General features: G+C 68.0%; 14 protein-coding genes. 7 read left to right on the top strand and 7 right to left on the bottom strand.

Annotated elements, in window-relative coordinates:
- Positions 1 to 16 precede the first annotated feature (16 nt).
- Entirely contained in the window at positions 17 to 1,057 is a 1,041-nt protein-coding gene (gene epmB, locus KXV01_RS11325) for an EF-P beta-lysylation protein EpmB (protein ID WP_111097194.1), read from the bottom strand.
- A gap of 96 nt (positions 1,058 to 1,153) precedes the next feature.
- Here epmB and efp point away from each other — a divergent pair, with 96 nt between their 5' ends.
- The 5 genes from efp (at position 1,154) to KXV01_RS11350 (ending at position 5,419) form a co-directional block, all read left to right on the top strand.
- Positions 1,154 to 1,720 (top strand): elongation factor P, encoded by a 567-nt coding sequence (gene efp / locus KXV01_RS11330; protein ID WP_005410381.1) that lies wholly within the window; start codon positions 1,154 to 1,156, stop codon positions 1,718 to 1,720.
- Between the two features lie 206 nt (positions 1,721 to 1,926).
- Positions 1,927 to 3,270 (top strand): TRZ/ATZ family hydrolase, encoded by a 1,344-nt coding sequence (locus tag KXV01_RS11335; protein WP_049412668.1) that lies wholly within the window; start codon positions 1,927 to 1,929, stop codon positions 3,268 to 3,270.
- Between the two features lie 24 nt (positions 3,271 to 3,294).
- Positions 3,295 to 4,011: a bifunctional 2-polyprenyl-6-hydroxyphenol methylase/3-demethylubiquinol 3-O-methyltransferase UbiG gene (gene ubiG, locus KXV01_RS11340; protein WP_049412667.1), complete on the top strand. Its 717-nt coding sequence runs from the start codon at positions 3,295 to 3,297 to the stop codon at positions 4,009 to 4,011.
- Complete coding sequence (locus KXV01_RS11345) at positions 4,008 to 4,703, top strand: phosphoglycolate phosphatase (protein ID WP_111097193.1); 696 nt, start codon at positions 4,008 to 4,010, stop codon at positions 4,701 to 4,703. The genes ubiG and KXV01_RS11345 overlap by 4 nt, the downstream gene beginning before the upstream one ends.
- An 11-nt stretch (positions 4,704 to 4,714) precedes the next feature.
- On the top strand, positions 4,715 to 5,419 hold the full coding sequence (locus tag KXV01_RS11350; RefSeq protein ID WP_049412663.1) for a squalene/phytoene synthase family protein: 705 nt from the start codon (positions 4,715 to 4,717) through the stop codon (positions 5,417 to 5,419).
- A gap of 94 nt (positions 5,420 to 5,513) precedes the next feature.
- Here the strand turns inward: KXV01_RS11350 and KXV01_RS11355 are convergent, their stop codons facing one another.
- Genes KXV01_RS11355 through yidD form a run of 3 tightly spaced genes read right to left on the bottom strand, consistent with a single transcriptional unit; the run spans position 5,514 to position 7,964 of the window.
- Positions 5,514 to 6,362 (bottom strand): M23 family metallopeptidase, encoded by an 849-nt coding sequence (locus tag KXV01_RS11355; protein WP_005417727.1) that lies wholly within the window; start codon positions 6,360 to 6,362, stop codon positions 5,514 to 5,516.
- A complete protein-coding gene (locus KXV01_RS11360; RefSeq protein ID WP_049440389.1) occupies positions 6,362 to 7,708 on the bottom strand; it encodes a dihydroorotase in 1,347 nt (448 codons plus the stop codon). Before KXV01_RS11360 ends, KXV01_RS11355 begins: the two co-directional genes overlap by 1 nt.
- Position 7,709: 1 nt before the next feature.
- On the bottom strand, positions 7,710 to 7,964 hold the full coding sequence (gene yidD / locus KXV01_RS11365; protein WP_005417723.1) for a membrane protein insertion efficiency factor YidD: 255 nt from the start codon (positions 7,962 to 7,964) through the stop codon (positions 7,710 to 7,712).
- Positions 7,965 to 8,235: 271 nt separating this feature from the next.
- On the opposite strand from yidD, the gene dksA reads away from it, so the two are divergent.
- A complete protein-coding gene (dksA, locus tag KXV01_RS11370) occupies positions 8,236 to 9,462 on the top strand; it encodes an RNA polymerase-binding protein DksA (RefSeq protein ID WP_049440386.1) in 1,227 nt (408 codons plus the stop codon).
- A gap of 371 nt (positions 9,463 to 9,833) precedes the next feature.
- On the opposite strand, the gene KXV01_RS11375 is transcribed toward dksA, so the two are convergent.
- Genes KXV01_RS11375 through cysS form a run of 3 tightly spaced genes read right to left on the bottom strand, consistent with a single transcriptional unit; the run spans position 9,834 to position 12,960 of the window.
- On the bottom strand, positions 9,834 to 11,081 hold the full coding sequence (locus KXV01_RS11375; protein ID WP_049412656.1) for an MFS transporter: 1,248 nt from the start codon (positions 11,079 to 11,081) through the stop codon (positions 9,834 to 9,836).
- Positions 11,078 to 11,530, bottom strand: a complete 453-nt coding sequence (locus KXV01_RS11380; protein WP_099495871.1) for a SufE family protein — start codon at positions 11,528 to 11,530, stop codon at positions 11,078 to 11,080. The genes KXV01_RS11375 and KXV01_RS11380 overlap by 4 nt, the downstream gene beginning before the upstream one ends.
- A 53-nt stretch (positions 11,531 to 11,583) precedes the next feature.
- A complete protein-coding gene (gene cysS / locus KXV01_RS11385) occupies positions 11,584 to 12,960 on the bottom strand; it encodes a cysteine--tRNA ligase (RefSeq protein WP_134709054.1) in 1,377 nt (458 codons plus the stop codon).
- Positions 12,961 to 13,148: 188 nt separating this feature from the next.
- Here cysS and KXV01_RS11390 point away from each other — a divergent pair, with 188 nt between their 5' ends.
- Complete coding sequence (locus tag KXV01_RS11390; protein ID WP_049412649.1) at positions 13,149 to 13,712, top strand: hypothetical protein; 564 nt, start codon at positions 13,149 to 13,151, stop codon at positions 13,710 to 13,712.
- Positions 13,713 to 13,733: the final 21 nt, after the last annotated feature.

A 13,733-nucleotide genomic window follows, 5' to 3' on the forward strand; every position in this document is an offset into this window, starting at 1 on the left:
CTCCGTCCCCTTTTTGTTACAGCGGGCGCTTGCTCGGGTCGCCGGGCAGTTCGCGCACCAGCTTCGGAATCAGATAGCCGGACAGGCGTGCGGTCAGGCCGGCAATCAGCGCCTTGGCCTGGGCATCGTCCACTTCGAAGTGGGCCACGCCTTCGACCCGGTCCAGCTGGTGCAGGTAGTAGGGCAGCACGCCGGCGGCGAAGCTGCGCTCGCTCAGGTCCTGCAGGGCCTGCACGCTGTCGTTGACCCCGCGCAGCAGTACCGCCTGGTTCAGCAGCTGGGCGCCGACGCCGCGCAGGCGGGCCATCGCCGCGTCCACGCTGGCGTCGAATTCATTGGCGTGATTGGCGTGGACCACGACCGCCAGCGGCCATGGCAGGCTGCCCAGCCAGCACGCCAGTTCATCGTCCACGCGTTCCGGCAGCACGACCGGCAGCCGGGTATGGATGCGCAGGCGGCGGATATGCGGAATCGCGCGCAGGGCGTCGGTCAGCTCGACCAGCTTGTGCGTGGCCAGTGACAACGGGTCACCGCCGGACAGGATCACCTCGTCGATGTCCGGGTCGGCCGCGATGGCGGCTACGGCCTCCTGCCAGCCGCCCTTGGCAGCGTTTTCCGCGCCATAGTCGAAGTGGCGGCGGAAGCAGTAGCGGCAGTTGACCGCGCAGCTGCCGGTGGCGACCAGCAGGGCACGGCCACGATACTTCTGGATCACCCCGGTAGCCTTCTTGGCGGCACCATCGCCCACCGCGTCGAAGCTGAACCCGGGCGCCGGACGCATTTCCTCGTCGATCGGCAGCACCTGGCGCAGCAGCGGGTCGGCCGCATCGCCCACGCGCATGCGGGCTACGAAGCCCTCGGGCACGCGCAATGCGAACTGGGCCATGGCCGCCTCCGAGACACCCAGCGCCGCCGGGTCCAACTGCAGCCGGGCCAGCAGGGCGCGCGGGTCGCGCAGCGCCTGGCGCCAGAGCTGCTGCCAGCGCGCGGGCGCGCCTGGCGACTGGGGCCGGGGGAAGGCGGAAAGCTGCATGGAGAGGGGGCCTGCGGTTATCATGGGGGCAGAAAAACAGTCGCCCACCGGCATCCGGTGGGCTTTCCATTCTAACGGCTCGCCGCACCCGCGGCGTTTCTGCCACTCAGGAGTTTACGCATGGCCAGCTACGGCATGAACGACGTCAAGAACGGGATGAAGATCCTGGTCAACAACCAACCGGCCGTCATCATCGACACCGAATACGTCAAGCCGGGCAAGGGCCAGGCCTTCACCCGCGTTAAGTACCGCCTGATCAAGGACGGGCGTACCCAGGAAGTCACCATGAAGTCGACCGACTCGCTGGATGCAGCCGACGTCGTCGATACCGACATGAACTTCATGTACAGCGACGGCGAGTACTGGCACTTCATGGATCCGGAGTCCTTCGAGCAGGTCCAGGCCACCAAGGCTGGCATGGGCGGCGCCGAGAAGTGGCTGAAGGGCGAAGAGTCCTGCGTGGTCACCCTGTGGAATGGCGAGCCGATCTTCGTTCAGCCGCCGAACTTCGTCGAACTGAAGATCACCGAAACCGATCCGGGCGTCCGTGGCGACACCTCGGGTGGCGGCGGCAAGCCGGCGACCCTGGAAACCGGCGCCGTGGTCCGCGTGCCGCTGTTCGTCAATCAGGACGAAGTGATCCGCGTCGACACCCGTTCGGGCGAATACTCCGCACGCGTCAAATAAGGTTGCGGCCGCAGGCCGACCTTACTGTAGAGCCGAGCCATGCTCGGATACGCGCCAGCGCATTCGCGCTGGCGCTCCCATGATCTGCTTCGGCAGATCATGGGCCCCGCTTCACGGGTCTCCAGACCCCGCCGCTTCGCGGCAGCCCCTGACTCAGGGGCGTGTTCCCCAGAAGTATCTCGCCGCCCCACAGCCAGTGAGCCCGCATGAGCGATAGCCCGCACCTCCCCGAAGCCTGCGACCTGCTCATCGAAGCCGGTCATGTCGTTCCGATCGAGCCGCATGCGGTGGTGCTGGAAGACCATGCCGTCGCCGTGCGTGGCAGCGAGATCGTGGCCATCCTGCCGCGTGCCGAGGCGCGCGCACGCTTCCGTGCCGCGCAGGTGGTCAGCCGCCCCGAGTCGGCGCTGATGCCGGGCCTGGTCAACGCGCATACGCACAACCCGATGACCCTGCTGCGCGGCGTCGCCGACGACCTGCCGCTGATGACCTGGCTGCAGCAGCACATCTGGCCGGTGGAAGCGGCGGTGATCGGTCCTGAGTTCGTCGCCGACGGCACCACCCTGGCCATCGCCGAGATGCTGCGCGGCGGCACCACCTGTGCCAACGAGAACTACTTCTTCGGCGACGTGCAGGCCGCGGTCTACAAGAAGCACGGTTTCCGCGCGCTGGTTGGCGCGGTCATCATCGATTTCCCCACCGCCTGGGCCAGGACCGATGACGAATACTTCGCCAAGGCCGGTGAACTGCACGACCAGTGGCGCACCGATCCGCTGATCGGCACCGCGTTCGCGCCGCATGCGCCGTACACGGTCAACGATGCCAACTTCGAGCGGGTGCGGATGCTGTCCGACCAGCTCGACATGCAGGTGCACCTGCACACCCACGAGACCGCGCAGGAGATCAACGATTCGATCAAGCTGCACGGCCAGCGCCCGCTGGCGCGGCTGGATCGGCTCGGCCTGGTCAACGACCGCCTGATCGCGGTGCACATGACCCAGCTGACCGATGCGGAAATCCACCTGTGCGCCGAACGCGGCGTCAGCGTGGTGCACTGCCCGGAATCGAACCTGAAGCTGGCCTCCGGTTTCTGCCCCGCCTGCGCCCTGCAGCGTGCCGGAGTGAACCTGGCGATCGGCACCGACGGCTGCGCCAGCAACAACGACCTGGACATGTTCAGCGAGAACCGTACCGCAGCGATCCTGGCCAAGGCCGTGGCCGATGATGCCACCGCGCTCGACGCGGCGACCACGCTGCGCGCGTCCACGCTGGGCGGCGCACGCGCGCTGGGCTTCGGTGACCGCATCGGTTCGATCGAAGTCGGCAAGCAGGCCGACCTGGTCTGCGTCGACCTGTCGGCGCTGGAAACCCAGCCGCTGCACAACGTGCTGTCGCAGCTGGTGTATGCCACCGGCCGCCAGCAGGTCAGCGACGTCTGGATCGCCGGCAAGCCGAAGCTGGTGCAGCGCGAGCTGGTCGGCATGGACCTGCCGGGCATCATCGCCAACGCGCGCCAGTGGCGCGAGCGCATCCGTCATATCCGCGCCTGATCCCTGGCGCCGCAAGGACCCCTCATGACTGCCCCTCACGCTTCCTCCAATTTCGATCAGGCCGAGCTGGACAAGTTCGCCGCGCTGGCCAACCGCTGGTGGGACGCTGACGGCCCGCAGAAGCCGCTGCATGCGCTGAACCCGGTGCGCCTGAAGTACGTGGCCGACCGCGTGCCGTTGCGTGGCGCGCGCGTGCTCGACATCGGCTGCGGTGGCGGGCTGCTGAGCGAAGCGCTGGCGCAGGCCGGTGCCGACGTCACCGCCATCGACCTGGCCCCGGAGCTGGTCAAGGTCGCGCGCCTGCATGCGCTGGAAAGCGGCGCCAAGGTCGACTACCGCGTGCAGGCCGCCGAGGATCTGGCCGCCGAGCAGCCGGGCAGTTTCGATGTGGTCACCTGCATGGAAATGCTTGAGCACGTGCCGGACCCGGGCGCGATCATCGACGCCTGCAAGCGCCTGCTGAAGCCGGGCGGCCACCTGTTCCTGTCGACCATCAACCGCACCGCGGCCGCCTTCGCGGTGGCGATTGTCGGCGCCGAGTACGTGGCGCGGCTGCTGCCCAGGGGCACCCACCACTACCAGGAATTCATCAAGCCGGCCGAACTGGCGCGCTGGCTGCGCGAAGCCGACCTGCAGCTGGTGGATGTCAGCGGCATGGCCTACGAGCCGTGGCGCAACCATGCCCGCCTGAGCAGCCGCACCGACATCAACTACCTGGCCTACGCGGTCAAGCCGGCATGACCTCCGCCCGCTTCCCGCGTGCGGTGCTGTTCGACCTGGATGGCACGTTGCTGGACAGCGCGCCGGACTTCGTCGCCACCTGCAATGCGATGCTGGCCGAGCGGGGCCGGGCAGCGATCGATCCGGCGCAGCTGCGGCCGGTGGTCTCCAAGGGCTCGCGCGCGATGGTTGGCGCCGCTTTCCCGGACCTGGATGCCGTTGCGCGCGATGCACTGATCCCGGAATTCCTGCAGCGCTACGAAGCGCTGATCGGCCAGCACGCAGTGCTGTTCGACGGCGTGGCCGGCATGCTCGCCGCGCTGGATGAGGCCGGTACGGTGTGGGGCATCGTCACCAACAAGCCGGAGTACCTGGCGCGCCTGATCTTGCCGCAGCACGGCTGGCAGCAGCGCTGCGCGGTGCTGGTCGGCGGTGACAGCCTGGCCGAGCGCAAGCCGCATCCGCTGCCGCTGCTGCACGCCGCGCGAGCCGTCGGAATGGCCGCCGAAGACTGCGTGTACGTGGGCGATGACGAGCGCGACATCATCGCTGCACGTGCCGCCGCGATGCCGTCGGTCGCGGCGCTGTGGGGCTACCGCCTGCACAGCGACGATCCGCTGGCCTGGCAGGCCGACGTGCTGGTCGAGAACGCCGAACTTCTGCAACTGGCCAGTCTCTGGCCGACCCGGCCGGCAGCCCCGGCCCAGCCGTAAGGAATCCCGTAGTGAGCAGTACCGCGCTGGACAGTTTCCTCGACAAGTGGCGCAGCCGTTGGCCGGAATGGTCGGTGGCCGCCCCGTTCGTGGCCGAACCGCAACGCGAGCTCGCAGTGGCGTGGTTTGCGCTGCTGCAGGAGTTCGACGACATGCTCAATACCAGCGGCGATCCGCTGCCGGCCGATGCCAAGCTGGCGTGGTGGGGCGAGGAACTGCGCAGCTGGGCAGGGCATCGTTCGCGCCATCCACTGGGCCGTCTGCTGGAGCCGGTGCGTGCGCCGTGGGTGCAATTGGCCGAAGCGCTGCCGGACCTCGTTGAAGCGCGTACCGTTGCGCTGGATGCAGCCGGTGCCGAGCGTGCGCTGGCCAATTACGCCGAGGCCGTGGCCGCAGTGGAAGCGGCCTTGTTTGCCGACAAGCCGCGCACCGGCGCCGGTCGTGCGGTGCAGCTGCAGACCCTGGCCCAGCGCCTGCAGGACGCCGGCGTGGCCGGTGTGCCGCGCAGCCTGTTGGACGGTGATGCCAGCACTGCCGCGCAGCGCTGGGCGCAGCATCTGTTGAAAGGATGGGGCAGCCGCGTGCCGGGTCCGCGCCCGCGGCGCGTGTGGTCGAGCCTGGCGCGCGCCCGCGTTGCCGCGCAGGCCGCAGGCAAGCCGATCGAAGCCACCCCGGTGCGCACGTTGCTGCGCGTGTGGTGGGCGGCGCGCGGCTGATCCAACTGCCTGGTAGTGCCGGCCGCCGGCCGCTGGCCGGCAGCTCGGGCACTGCAGAATTCGTGCGGTTGCCGGCCAGCGGCCGGCACTACCGTTATTTGCGCTCCAGCACCAGCAACGGGTCGATGCGGGTGTCGAACCAGTTCATGCCCCAGTGCAGGTGCGGGCCGGTGGCACGGCCGGTGGCGCCGACGGCAGCGATCACCTGGCCCTGCTCCACACGGTCGCCAACTTTTACGTCGATGCGCGAAAGGTGCAGGAAATTGGAACTGACCCCGAAGCCGTGGTCGAGCAGCAGCGTGCCACCGGTCAGGTACAGGTCCGGGCCAGCGAAGGTCACGATGCCGGCCGCCGGCGCCTTCACCGGGGTGCCGGTCGGTACCGCGATGTCCATGCCGGAGTGACCGGCCCCCGGCTGCCCGTTGTAGACGCGCGCATTGCCGAAGCGGCCGCTGATGCGGCCCTGTACCGGCCAGATGAAGGTCTGGGTGAAGTCGGTGCGGTCGTCATCGCGGGCACGTGCGGCGGTCACCTGTGCCTGTTCGCGCTTGATCCGCTCGGCAATCGCCGCCGGCGGATTGACCGTCTTCGGTGGCACCCCGTTGACCCGCTCGGTGGGCCAGTCGCGCGGCGTTACCGCAATGGTCGCCGTCTCGCTGCCACCATCGGGGCGTTGCACCTGTACCCGCAGCGGACCCTTTTCGTCGCGGCCGATGCCGAACACCACGCTGCCGTAGCCGCTCACCCGCAGCTGGCGGCCGGCGTACTGCACGCGACTGCCGGCGGGCACCTTGCCGATCACCAGCGCGCCCTGCGACGCACTGGCCGGGAACACCACGCGGCTGTCGATCAGGCTGCCGATGCCGTCCTGCGCCTGCGCCGGGGAAGAGGAAAACAGGGGCGCGGCCAGCAGCAGCGCCCCGATCATCAGTGCCGAACGCATCAGCGGTCGTAGGTCATGCGCTGGCCGGCGGGTTCACCCACCAGCTTGCTGCCGTCCCACACCAGCTGGCCGTTGACCCAGGTGGACGCCACGCGGGAACGGAAGGTGGTGCCTTCAAACGGCGACCAGCCGCACTTGGACAGCACGTCCTCGCGCTTGACGGTGAACGGCACGTCCTCCACCAGCACCAGGTCGGCAAAATAGCCTTCGCGCAGGAAGCCGCGTTCTTCCACGTCGAACAGCTGCGCCGGCGCATGTGCGAATTTCTGCACCACCTGCTCGCGGGTCAGCTTGCCTTCGTGCACCCGCTCCAGCGCGGCCACCAGCGCGTACTGCACCAGCGGCAGGCCCGACGGCGCCTGCGCGTAGGGCTTCTGCTTCTCCTCCCAGGTGTGCGGCGCGTGGTCGGTGGCCAGCACGTCCAGCACGTCATCGGCCAGCGCAGCGGTGATTGCCTCGCGGTCGGACACTTCCTTGATCGCCGGATTGCACTTGATCAGGTTGCCCTTGGTCGCGTAGTCCGGGCGCGCGAAGTGCAGGAAGTGCACGCAGGTTTCGGCGGTGATCTGCTTGCGGCTGCCATCGGCGCGGATCAGCGGGCCCTTCTCGAACAGCGCCAGCTCGTCGGCGGTGGAGATGTGCAGTACGTGCAGGCGGGTGCCGTGCTTGCGTGCCAGCGACATCGCCAGGCGGGTCGACTTGATGCAGGCTTCGCGCGAACGGATGTCCGGGTGCATGTCCGGGGTCAGCGCATCGCCGTACTTTTCCTGGAAGGCCTTGAGGTTGGCATCGATCATCGGCGTGTCTTCGCAGTGCGTGATGATCGGGGTCGGGCATTCGCGGAAGATCGCGTCCAGCGTTTCCGGGTTGTCGACCAGCATGTTGCCGGTCGAAGCACCCATGAACACCTTCACGCCCGGGGCTTTCTTCGGGTCCAGCGCACGGATCGCGTCCAGGTTGTCATTGCTGGCGCCGTGGTAGAAGCCGTAGTTGGCCCAGGCGCGGCCGCGCGCGAGCTCGTACTTGGCTTCCAGGATGGTTGAATCCAGCGTCGGCGGGTTGGTGTTGGGCATGTCCATGAAGCTGGTCAGGCCACCGGCCACGGCGGCCGCCGATTCGCTGGCGATGTCGCCCTTGTGGGTCAGGCCCGGTTCGCGGAAGTGCACCTGGTCATCGATCATGCCGGGCAGCAGCCAGCGCCCGGCCGCGTCCACCACCTGCTCGCCGTTGCGCGGCGCCAGCCCGGCGCCGATCTGCGCAATGCGGCCGTTCTCGATGCGCAGGTCGCCGTCGAAGGTGCGGCCTTCGTTGACCATCCGGGCGTTGGTGATGAGGGTGGAGGACATGTCAGTGTTTTCCTGTGCAACGGCAAGAGGGGGCGTGGGTGGATTCGGGCACCGGATCGAAGCCGCCGGGGTGGAACGGATGGCAACGGCCCAGCCTGCGCGCAGCCAGCCAGCTGCCGCGCAGCGGCCCGTGCCGGGAGATGGCATCCATCGCGTATTCAGAACAGCTCGGCACGAAACGGCAGCGCGGCCCCAGCAGGGGGCTGATGAAGCGCTTGTAGAAGCGCAGCAGGGCAATGAGCAGGCGCGAGATCACCTAGTCATCTTATGCCAGTTGGCATGAAGGCCGCATTTGTGCAGGATGGGCCGTTGGTCGCATGTCGCCGATGGCCTGCGACCGGTACCAGCACCGTCGGGTGCTGGCCAGGTTCCGTACCGCGCAAGGCGGTCCGTGTTCGTCGGACCGCCCATTGGGCGCCTTGGCTCCAGGACTGAATGGAGCAGGGTGCCGAGGTTGCTGCTGCGGGTCGGGTAGGCTATAAAGGCCCGCTTTCCCGGGCCCCGGGGAATCCAAGGAAGAGCGTTTCGTGGCTGCTAAAAAAACTGCAAAGAAGGCCGCAACGGCCGCCAAGAAAACCGCCAAGCCTGTTGTGAAGAAGTTGGCGGCAAAGCCCGTTGCCAAGAAGCCGGCCAGCAAGCCGGCGACCAAGGCAGCGTCCTCGCAACCGGCGGCCAGGAAGGCCACCGCAAAGAAAACGCCGGTCAAGGCAACCAAGCCGGTGGCGAAGAAGGCCGCTGCGCCCGCCAAGGCCAAGCCAGCCGCTGCCAGCAAGAAGGCGCCGGTGAAGAAGACTGTCAGCAAGGCTGCGCCGGTGAAGAAAGCCGCCGCCAAGCCGGTGGCCAAGAAGGCCGCCGCCAAGCCAGCGCCGAAGGCGGTGGTGAAGAAGGCTGCAGCCAAGCCGGTCGCCAAGCCCGTAGCAAAGAAGGTCGCTGCGGCTAAACCGGCCGCCACGCCTGCCGCTGTAAAGAAGGTTGCCAAGAACGTTGCCGCGCCGGCCGCAAAGCCGACCCCGGCGCCAGTAGTGAAGTCCGCACCGAAGCCTGCTGCCAAGCCGGCTCCGGCCAAGCCTGTCCCGGCCAAGACCGTGGCAGTGGCGGCAGCCCAACCGGCCTCAACGCCGGCCCCGGCCGCCGCTCCTGTCGCTTCGAAGGCCCCGCAATCCAAGAATCCCGTGCCCGTTTCGAAATCGCCTGCCAAAACCGCCGTGAAATCCGATTCCGCCCCGAAGACCGTGTCGCGCCCTGTCGGCAAGGTTGCCGTGGCCGTCGCCGCCCGCTCGGCAGCACCGGCCCCGCGCAGCAAGTACAAGGTGGTCGAGTACAAGACCGACGAGGCCACTGGCCGCCCGATCCTGCCGGCTGGCTACAAGCCGTCCTCGGAAGAGGAATACATGAGCCCGCTGCAGCAGGAGTATTTCCGCCAGCGCCTGCAGAACTGGCGCGCGGACCTGGTGGAAGAGTCCAAGCAGACCATCGAGAACCTGCGCGAGGAAGTGCGTGACATCGGCGACGAAGCCGAGCGTGCGACCCGCGAGACCGAGAACTCGCTGGAACTGCGTACCCGCGACCGCTACCGCAAGCTGATCGGCAAGATCGACAGCACCCTGAAGCGCCTGGAAGCGGGCGACTACGGTTACTGCGTCGACACCGGCGAGGAAATCGGCCTGGAGCGCCTGGAGGCGCGCCTGACCGCCGAACGCACCATCGACGCCCAGGAGCGTTGGGAGCACCTGCAGAAGCAGCAGGGCGACTGATTCCAGTTCGTTGTCTGGTCATGCGAAAAACCCGGCCTCGGCCGGGTTTTTTGTTGGGGGATCGTTGGTGCGCGATCGTGGCTGGCACGGGCAGTTGTGGCCGTTGACTTGGGTCCGCCTTGTAGCGAGCCGAGCACCGCAGGGGAATCGGGGGCGAAGAGGCGCCGCTGTTTGAGCGCAGCGAGTTCGGCGCCGTCCCCTGATTCACCGAGGAGCGCAGGGCACCGGTGCGCAGCACCGGCTCGCGGATGGCGGCGCGTTTCTTTGGTTACTTTCTTTGCGCGCGCGAAGAAAGTGACAAACCCATTCATCGAGGGAAAGTGACGTGGCCAGTCAAACGCCCGGCGCCGCCGAACGCGCTCTCCGCGGGGTCACTGCAGATCACGCAAATTCAGTTTCCGCAGCGTCGGGTTCTTCCAGGCGGTGATCCCGGCCACGCTCAGCACCGCAAACCCACCCAGCACCACTGCAGGCACCAGCCCCAGCAGACGGGCCATCGTGCCGGCATAGAACGCGCCCAGCTCGTTGGACGAACTGATGAAGATGCCGTTGATCGACGACACCCGTCCGCGCATTTCTTCCGGCGTGGCCAACTGCAGGATGGTCGAGCGGATCACCACCGAGACGCCATCGAACGCGCCGTAGAACAGCAGGATCAGCGCCGACAGCCAGAAGTGCTGCGACAACCCGAAGCTGATCACGCACAGGCCGAAGCCGGCGACCGCAAACAGCAGCACGCGGCCGGCATTGCGGTGCAGCGGGTGGCGCGCCAGCCACAGGCCCACGCACACCGAGCCCAGCGCCGGCATCGCGCGCAGGATGCCGAGGCCTTCCGGGCCGTGGTGCAGGATCTCGTGCAGGAATGCCGGCAGCATCGCCACCACGCCGCCCAGCAGCACCGAGAACATGTCCAGCGCCATCGCGCCGACCATGATCCGGTTGCCGACCACGAAGCGCGCGCCTTCAGCGATGCTCTTGAAGATCGGGGCGGCCGGACCGGTATGCACCGGTTCTTCCACCTTCAGCGTGGCCAGGCAGGCCATGGCCACCAGCGCGAAAGCGGTGGCCACTGCGTAGGACAGGCCCTTGCCACCGACGCCGACCAGCACGCCACCCAGTGCCGGGCCGGCGATCATGCCGGCCTGGAACACCACCGCGCCCAGGCCGGCGCCACGGGCAAACTGGTCACGGGCCAGCACGCGGGCGAACAAGGCGTTGTAGATCGGCGACAGGAAGGCGCGGACCATGCCGGTCAGCGCGATGGCCGCATAGATCGGCCACACGCCGTCAATCGGCAGCCAGCCCATGGCAACGCTGGTCAATACCAGTGCAGTGGCGATCAGCCCGCAACAGGCGACCATGCCCAGCCGACGGCGCGGCAGATGATCCACCAGGTAACCGGCGAACGGAGCCACGCAGAAGAACGGCACGACCTCGGCCAGGCCGATCAGGCCCAGCGAGAACGGATTGCGGGTGACTTCGTAGATGTGCCAGCCGACGGTGACCGCGACCACCTGGTAGGACAGCATCGCGAAGATGCGGTAGGCCAGCAGCCTGGCGAAACCGGGGCGGGACAGCAGGCCCAGTGCACTGTCTTCGGCTGTGGCGGGTTCGCTCACGACGGGTCGCGCTGCAGCTGCGCCTGCGCCGTCTCACGGATGAAGGCCAGCATCGCCGCCACACCATTGCTGCGGGTGGGCGAGAGGTGGCGGGCCAGGCCGATGTCCTGGATGTAGCTCGGTTCGGTGGCCAGAATCTCCTGCGCCGAGCGCCCGGAGTACACGCGCAGGGCCAGGAAGATCAGGCCGGAGACAATCGCCGAATCGCTGATGGCATGGAAGCGCAGCGACTGCGCGTTGCCTTCGGGCACGATCCAGACCATCGACTGGCAGCCGAGCAGGCGATGCTCTTCGGTCTTCCATTCTTCCGGGAAGGGCGGCAGCTTGCGGCCGAGGTCGATCAGGTACTGGTAGCGCTCGGACCAGTCGCCGAAGAAGCCGAATTCCTCGGCGATGGCGGCCTGGGCCTCGGCGGCGGTGGGTTCAAGCGGGAACGGGGAGTCGGTCACAACAGTCTCTACGGTGGGGCGTGGCCGGCGGACCGGCCACGGGGCAAGGCAGGTCAGCTGCGCTTGCGCGACCAGCGAACGCCCTGCGGGGTGTCATCCAGCACGATACCTTCGGCGGCCAGCTGGTCGCGGATGGCGTCGGCACGGGCGAAGTCGCGTGCCTTCTTGGCCGCGGCGCGCTCGTCGATCAGGCCCTGGACGCGGGCATCGTCGTCCTCGTCGCCCGCTGCGGTGCCGAACCACTGCGCCGGGTCGGCCTGCAGCAGGCCCAGCACCAGGCCCGCACCGAGCAGCTCGCCCTTCAGGCGCGCCTGTTCGGCCGGGTCGGTGGCACGACGCGCGTCGGCGGCGATGCGGGCCACTTCGGCCAGCGCCTGGGGTGTGTTGAGATCGTCGTCCAGGGTCGCTTCGACGCTGGCGGGGATCACTGCCGTGGCCTCGATCGACGCCAGTTCGCGCAGGGTGCCGTACAGGCGGTCCAGGGTGCGCACCGATTGTTCGATCAGCGCATCAGACCAGTCCAGTGGCTGCCGGTAGTGGGCCGACAGCAGGGCCAGGCGCAGCGCTTCCGGCGGATGCTGGCGCACCAGGTCGTGCACGCGCTCGATGTTGCCCAGCGACTTGCTCATCTTGGCGCCGCCGAAGTTGAGCATGCCGTTGTGCAGCCAGAAGCGGGCGAAGATCTTGCCGCCGTGGGCGCATTCGCTCTGCGCAAGCTCGTTCTCGTGGTGCGGGAACTGCAGGTCGACGCCGCCGGCATGGATGTCGATGGTCTCACCCAGGTGAGCCGCCGCCATCGCCGAGCACTCGATGTGCCAGCCCGGGCGGCCACGGCCCCAGGGCGATTCCCAGCCGGGCAGGTCGTCGCTGGACGGCTTCCACAGCACGAAATCACCCGGGTCGCGCTTGTACGGGGCCACGTCGACGCGGGCGCCGGCCAGCATTTCGTCGGGGTCGCGGCGCGAGAGCTTGCCGTAGCCGTCGAAGCTGGCCACCGCGAACAGCACGTGACCCTCGGCGGCGTAGGCATGACCATTGCCGATCAGCTGCTCGATCATGGTGATGATCTGCGGAATGTGCGCGGTCACCTCCGGCTCGATGTCCGGCGGCACCACGCCCAGCGCGGCCATGTCTTCACGGTAGGCGGCGGCGAACTTGCCGGTGATGGTGCTGATCGGCACGCCCTGCTCGCGCGCGGCGGTGTTGATCTTGTCGTCCACGTCGGTGATGTTGCGGGCGTAGCGCAGCGCGCCGAAACGGCGCCGCAGCAGATCGGCCAGCACCCCGAACACCACCGGGCCACGGGCGTTGCCGATGTGCACGTAGTTGTAGACCGTGGGGCCGCACACATACAGGGTCGGACAGGCCGGGTCGAGCGGAGTGAACGGTTCGAGCTGGCGAGTCAGGTTGTTGTGCAGGCGCAGGGTCATGGGGCTGTGGCTGGGGGACAAGCCTGTGATTTTAGAACGTGTCGGCCCCCTTTGGGGGCACTGGCTGCCACCGGTGGACGCCGGGTCCGTCCAGGGTGGGGTGGGCAGGAGCGGCGTGGACGGGTAATGTTCAGCCCCTTGCGCTCGCCACTGCCTACACTATTGCCGTGTCCTTGCTCCCGTCGCCAATGAAATCCACCGCGTTGCTGACCCTGGCCTGCCTGTCGGCGCTGCCCGCCGTGGTGCTGGCCCAGGAGGCCGAGCCCCGCAACCGGGTGGTGATCGTGGAGAACGTGAAGTTCGACTACGCCCAGGTGCTGAACGTCGAGCCGGTGTTCCAGACCCTGCGCGCGACCCGTACCGAGGAGCACTGCGAGCCGGTGTCGACCCGGACCCTGGCCCCGGTGAACGTGACCGGCGAGGAGCCGGTCGAGGACAAGGGCCGGATCAGCCGCTTCTGGGATTCGGTGCGCTCGATGTTCAAGCGCAGCGACGAGGAGGCCGTTGAGGAGGTCGGAACCGAGTCGCCGGCCCCGGCGCCGGCCAACAACGGCCCCATGCTGACCCGCGACTGCCGCATCGTGCCGGTGGGGCGTGAATTCCGCCGGCCCATCGCCTACGACGTGGATTACGTCTACAAGGGCACCAAGTACCGCTCGCGGCTGCCGGAAGACCCCGGCAACCGGCTCAAGATCCGGGTGTCGATCACGCCCTGGGTCGGCCCCGAGCAGGGTTCGGCCGGCAATCCCTGATTCTGCGCCCCCAACCCCTTG

Origin of the sequence: Stenotrophomonas sp. Ps181, assembly GCF_025697425.1 — a bacterium.
Taxonomy (GTDB): Bacteria; Pseudomonadota; Gammaproteobacteria; order Xanthomonadales; family Xanthomonadaceae; genus Stenotrophomonas; species Stenotrophomonas sepilia.

What these genes read in the sequence shown, in the direction of transcription:
- epmB (WP_111097194.1), bottom strand. Translation starts at nt 1,057, where the DNA reads ATGATAACCGCAGGCCCCCTCTCCATGCAGCTTTCCGCCTTCCCCCGG.
- KXV01_RS11335 (WP_049412668.1), top strand. Translation starts at nt 1,927, where the DNA reads ATGAGCGATAGCCCGCACCTCCCCGAAGCCTGCGACCTGCTCATCGAA.
- ubiG (WP_049412667.1), top strand. Translation starts at nt 3,295, where the DNA reads ATGACTGCCCCTCACGCTTCCTCCAATTTCGATCAGGCCGAGCTGGAC.
- KXV01_RS11345 (WP_111097193.1), top strand. Translation starts at nt 4,008, where the DNA reads ATGACCTCCGCCCGCTTCCCGCGTGCGGTGCTGTTCGACCTGGATGGC.
- cysS (WP_134709054.1), bottom strand. Translation starts at nt 12,960, where the DNA reads ATGACCCTGCGCCTGCACAACAACCTGACTCGCCAGCTCGAACCGTTC.
- KXV01_RS11390 (WP_049412649.1), top strand. Translation starts at nt 13,149, where the DNA reads ATGAAATCCACCGCGTTGCTGACCCTGGCCTGCCTGTCGGCGCTGCCC.
- KXV01_RS11360 (WP_049440389.1), bottom strand. Translation starts at nt 7,708, where the DNA reads ATGTCCTCCACCCTCATCACCAACGCCCGGATGGTCAACGAAGGCCGC.
- KXV01_RS11355 (WP_005417727.1), bottom strand. Translation starts at nt 6,362, where the DNA reads ATGCGTTCGGCACTGATGATCGGGGCGCTGCTGCTGGCCGCGCCCCTG.
- efp (WP_005410381.1), top strand. Translation starts at nt 1,154, where the DNA reads ATGGCCAGCTACGGCATGAACGACGTCAAGAACGGGATGAAGATCCTG.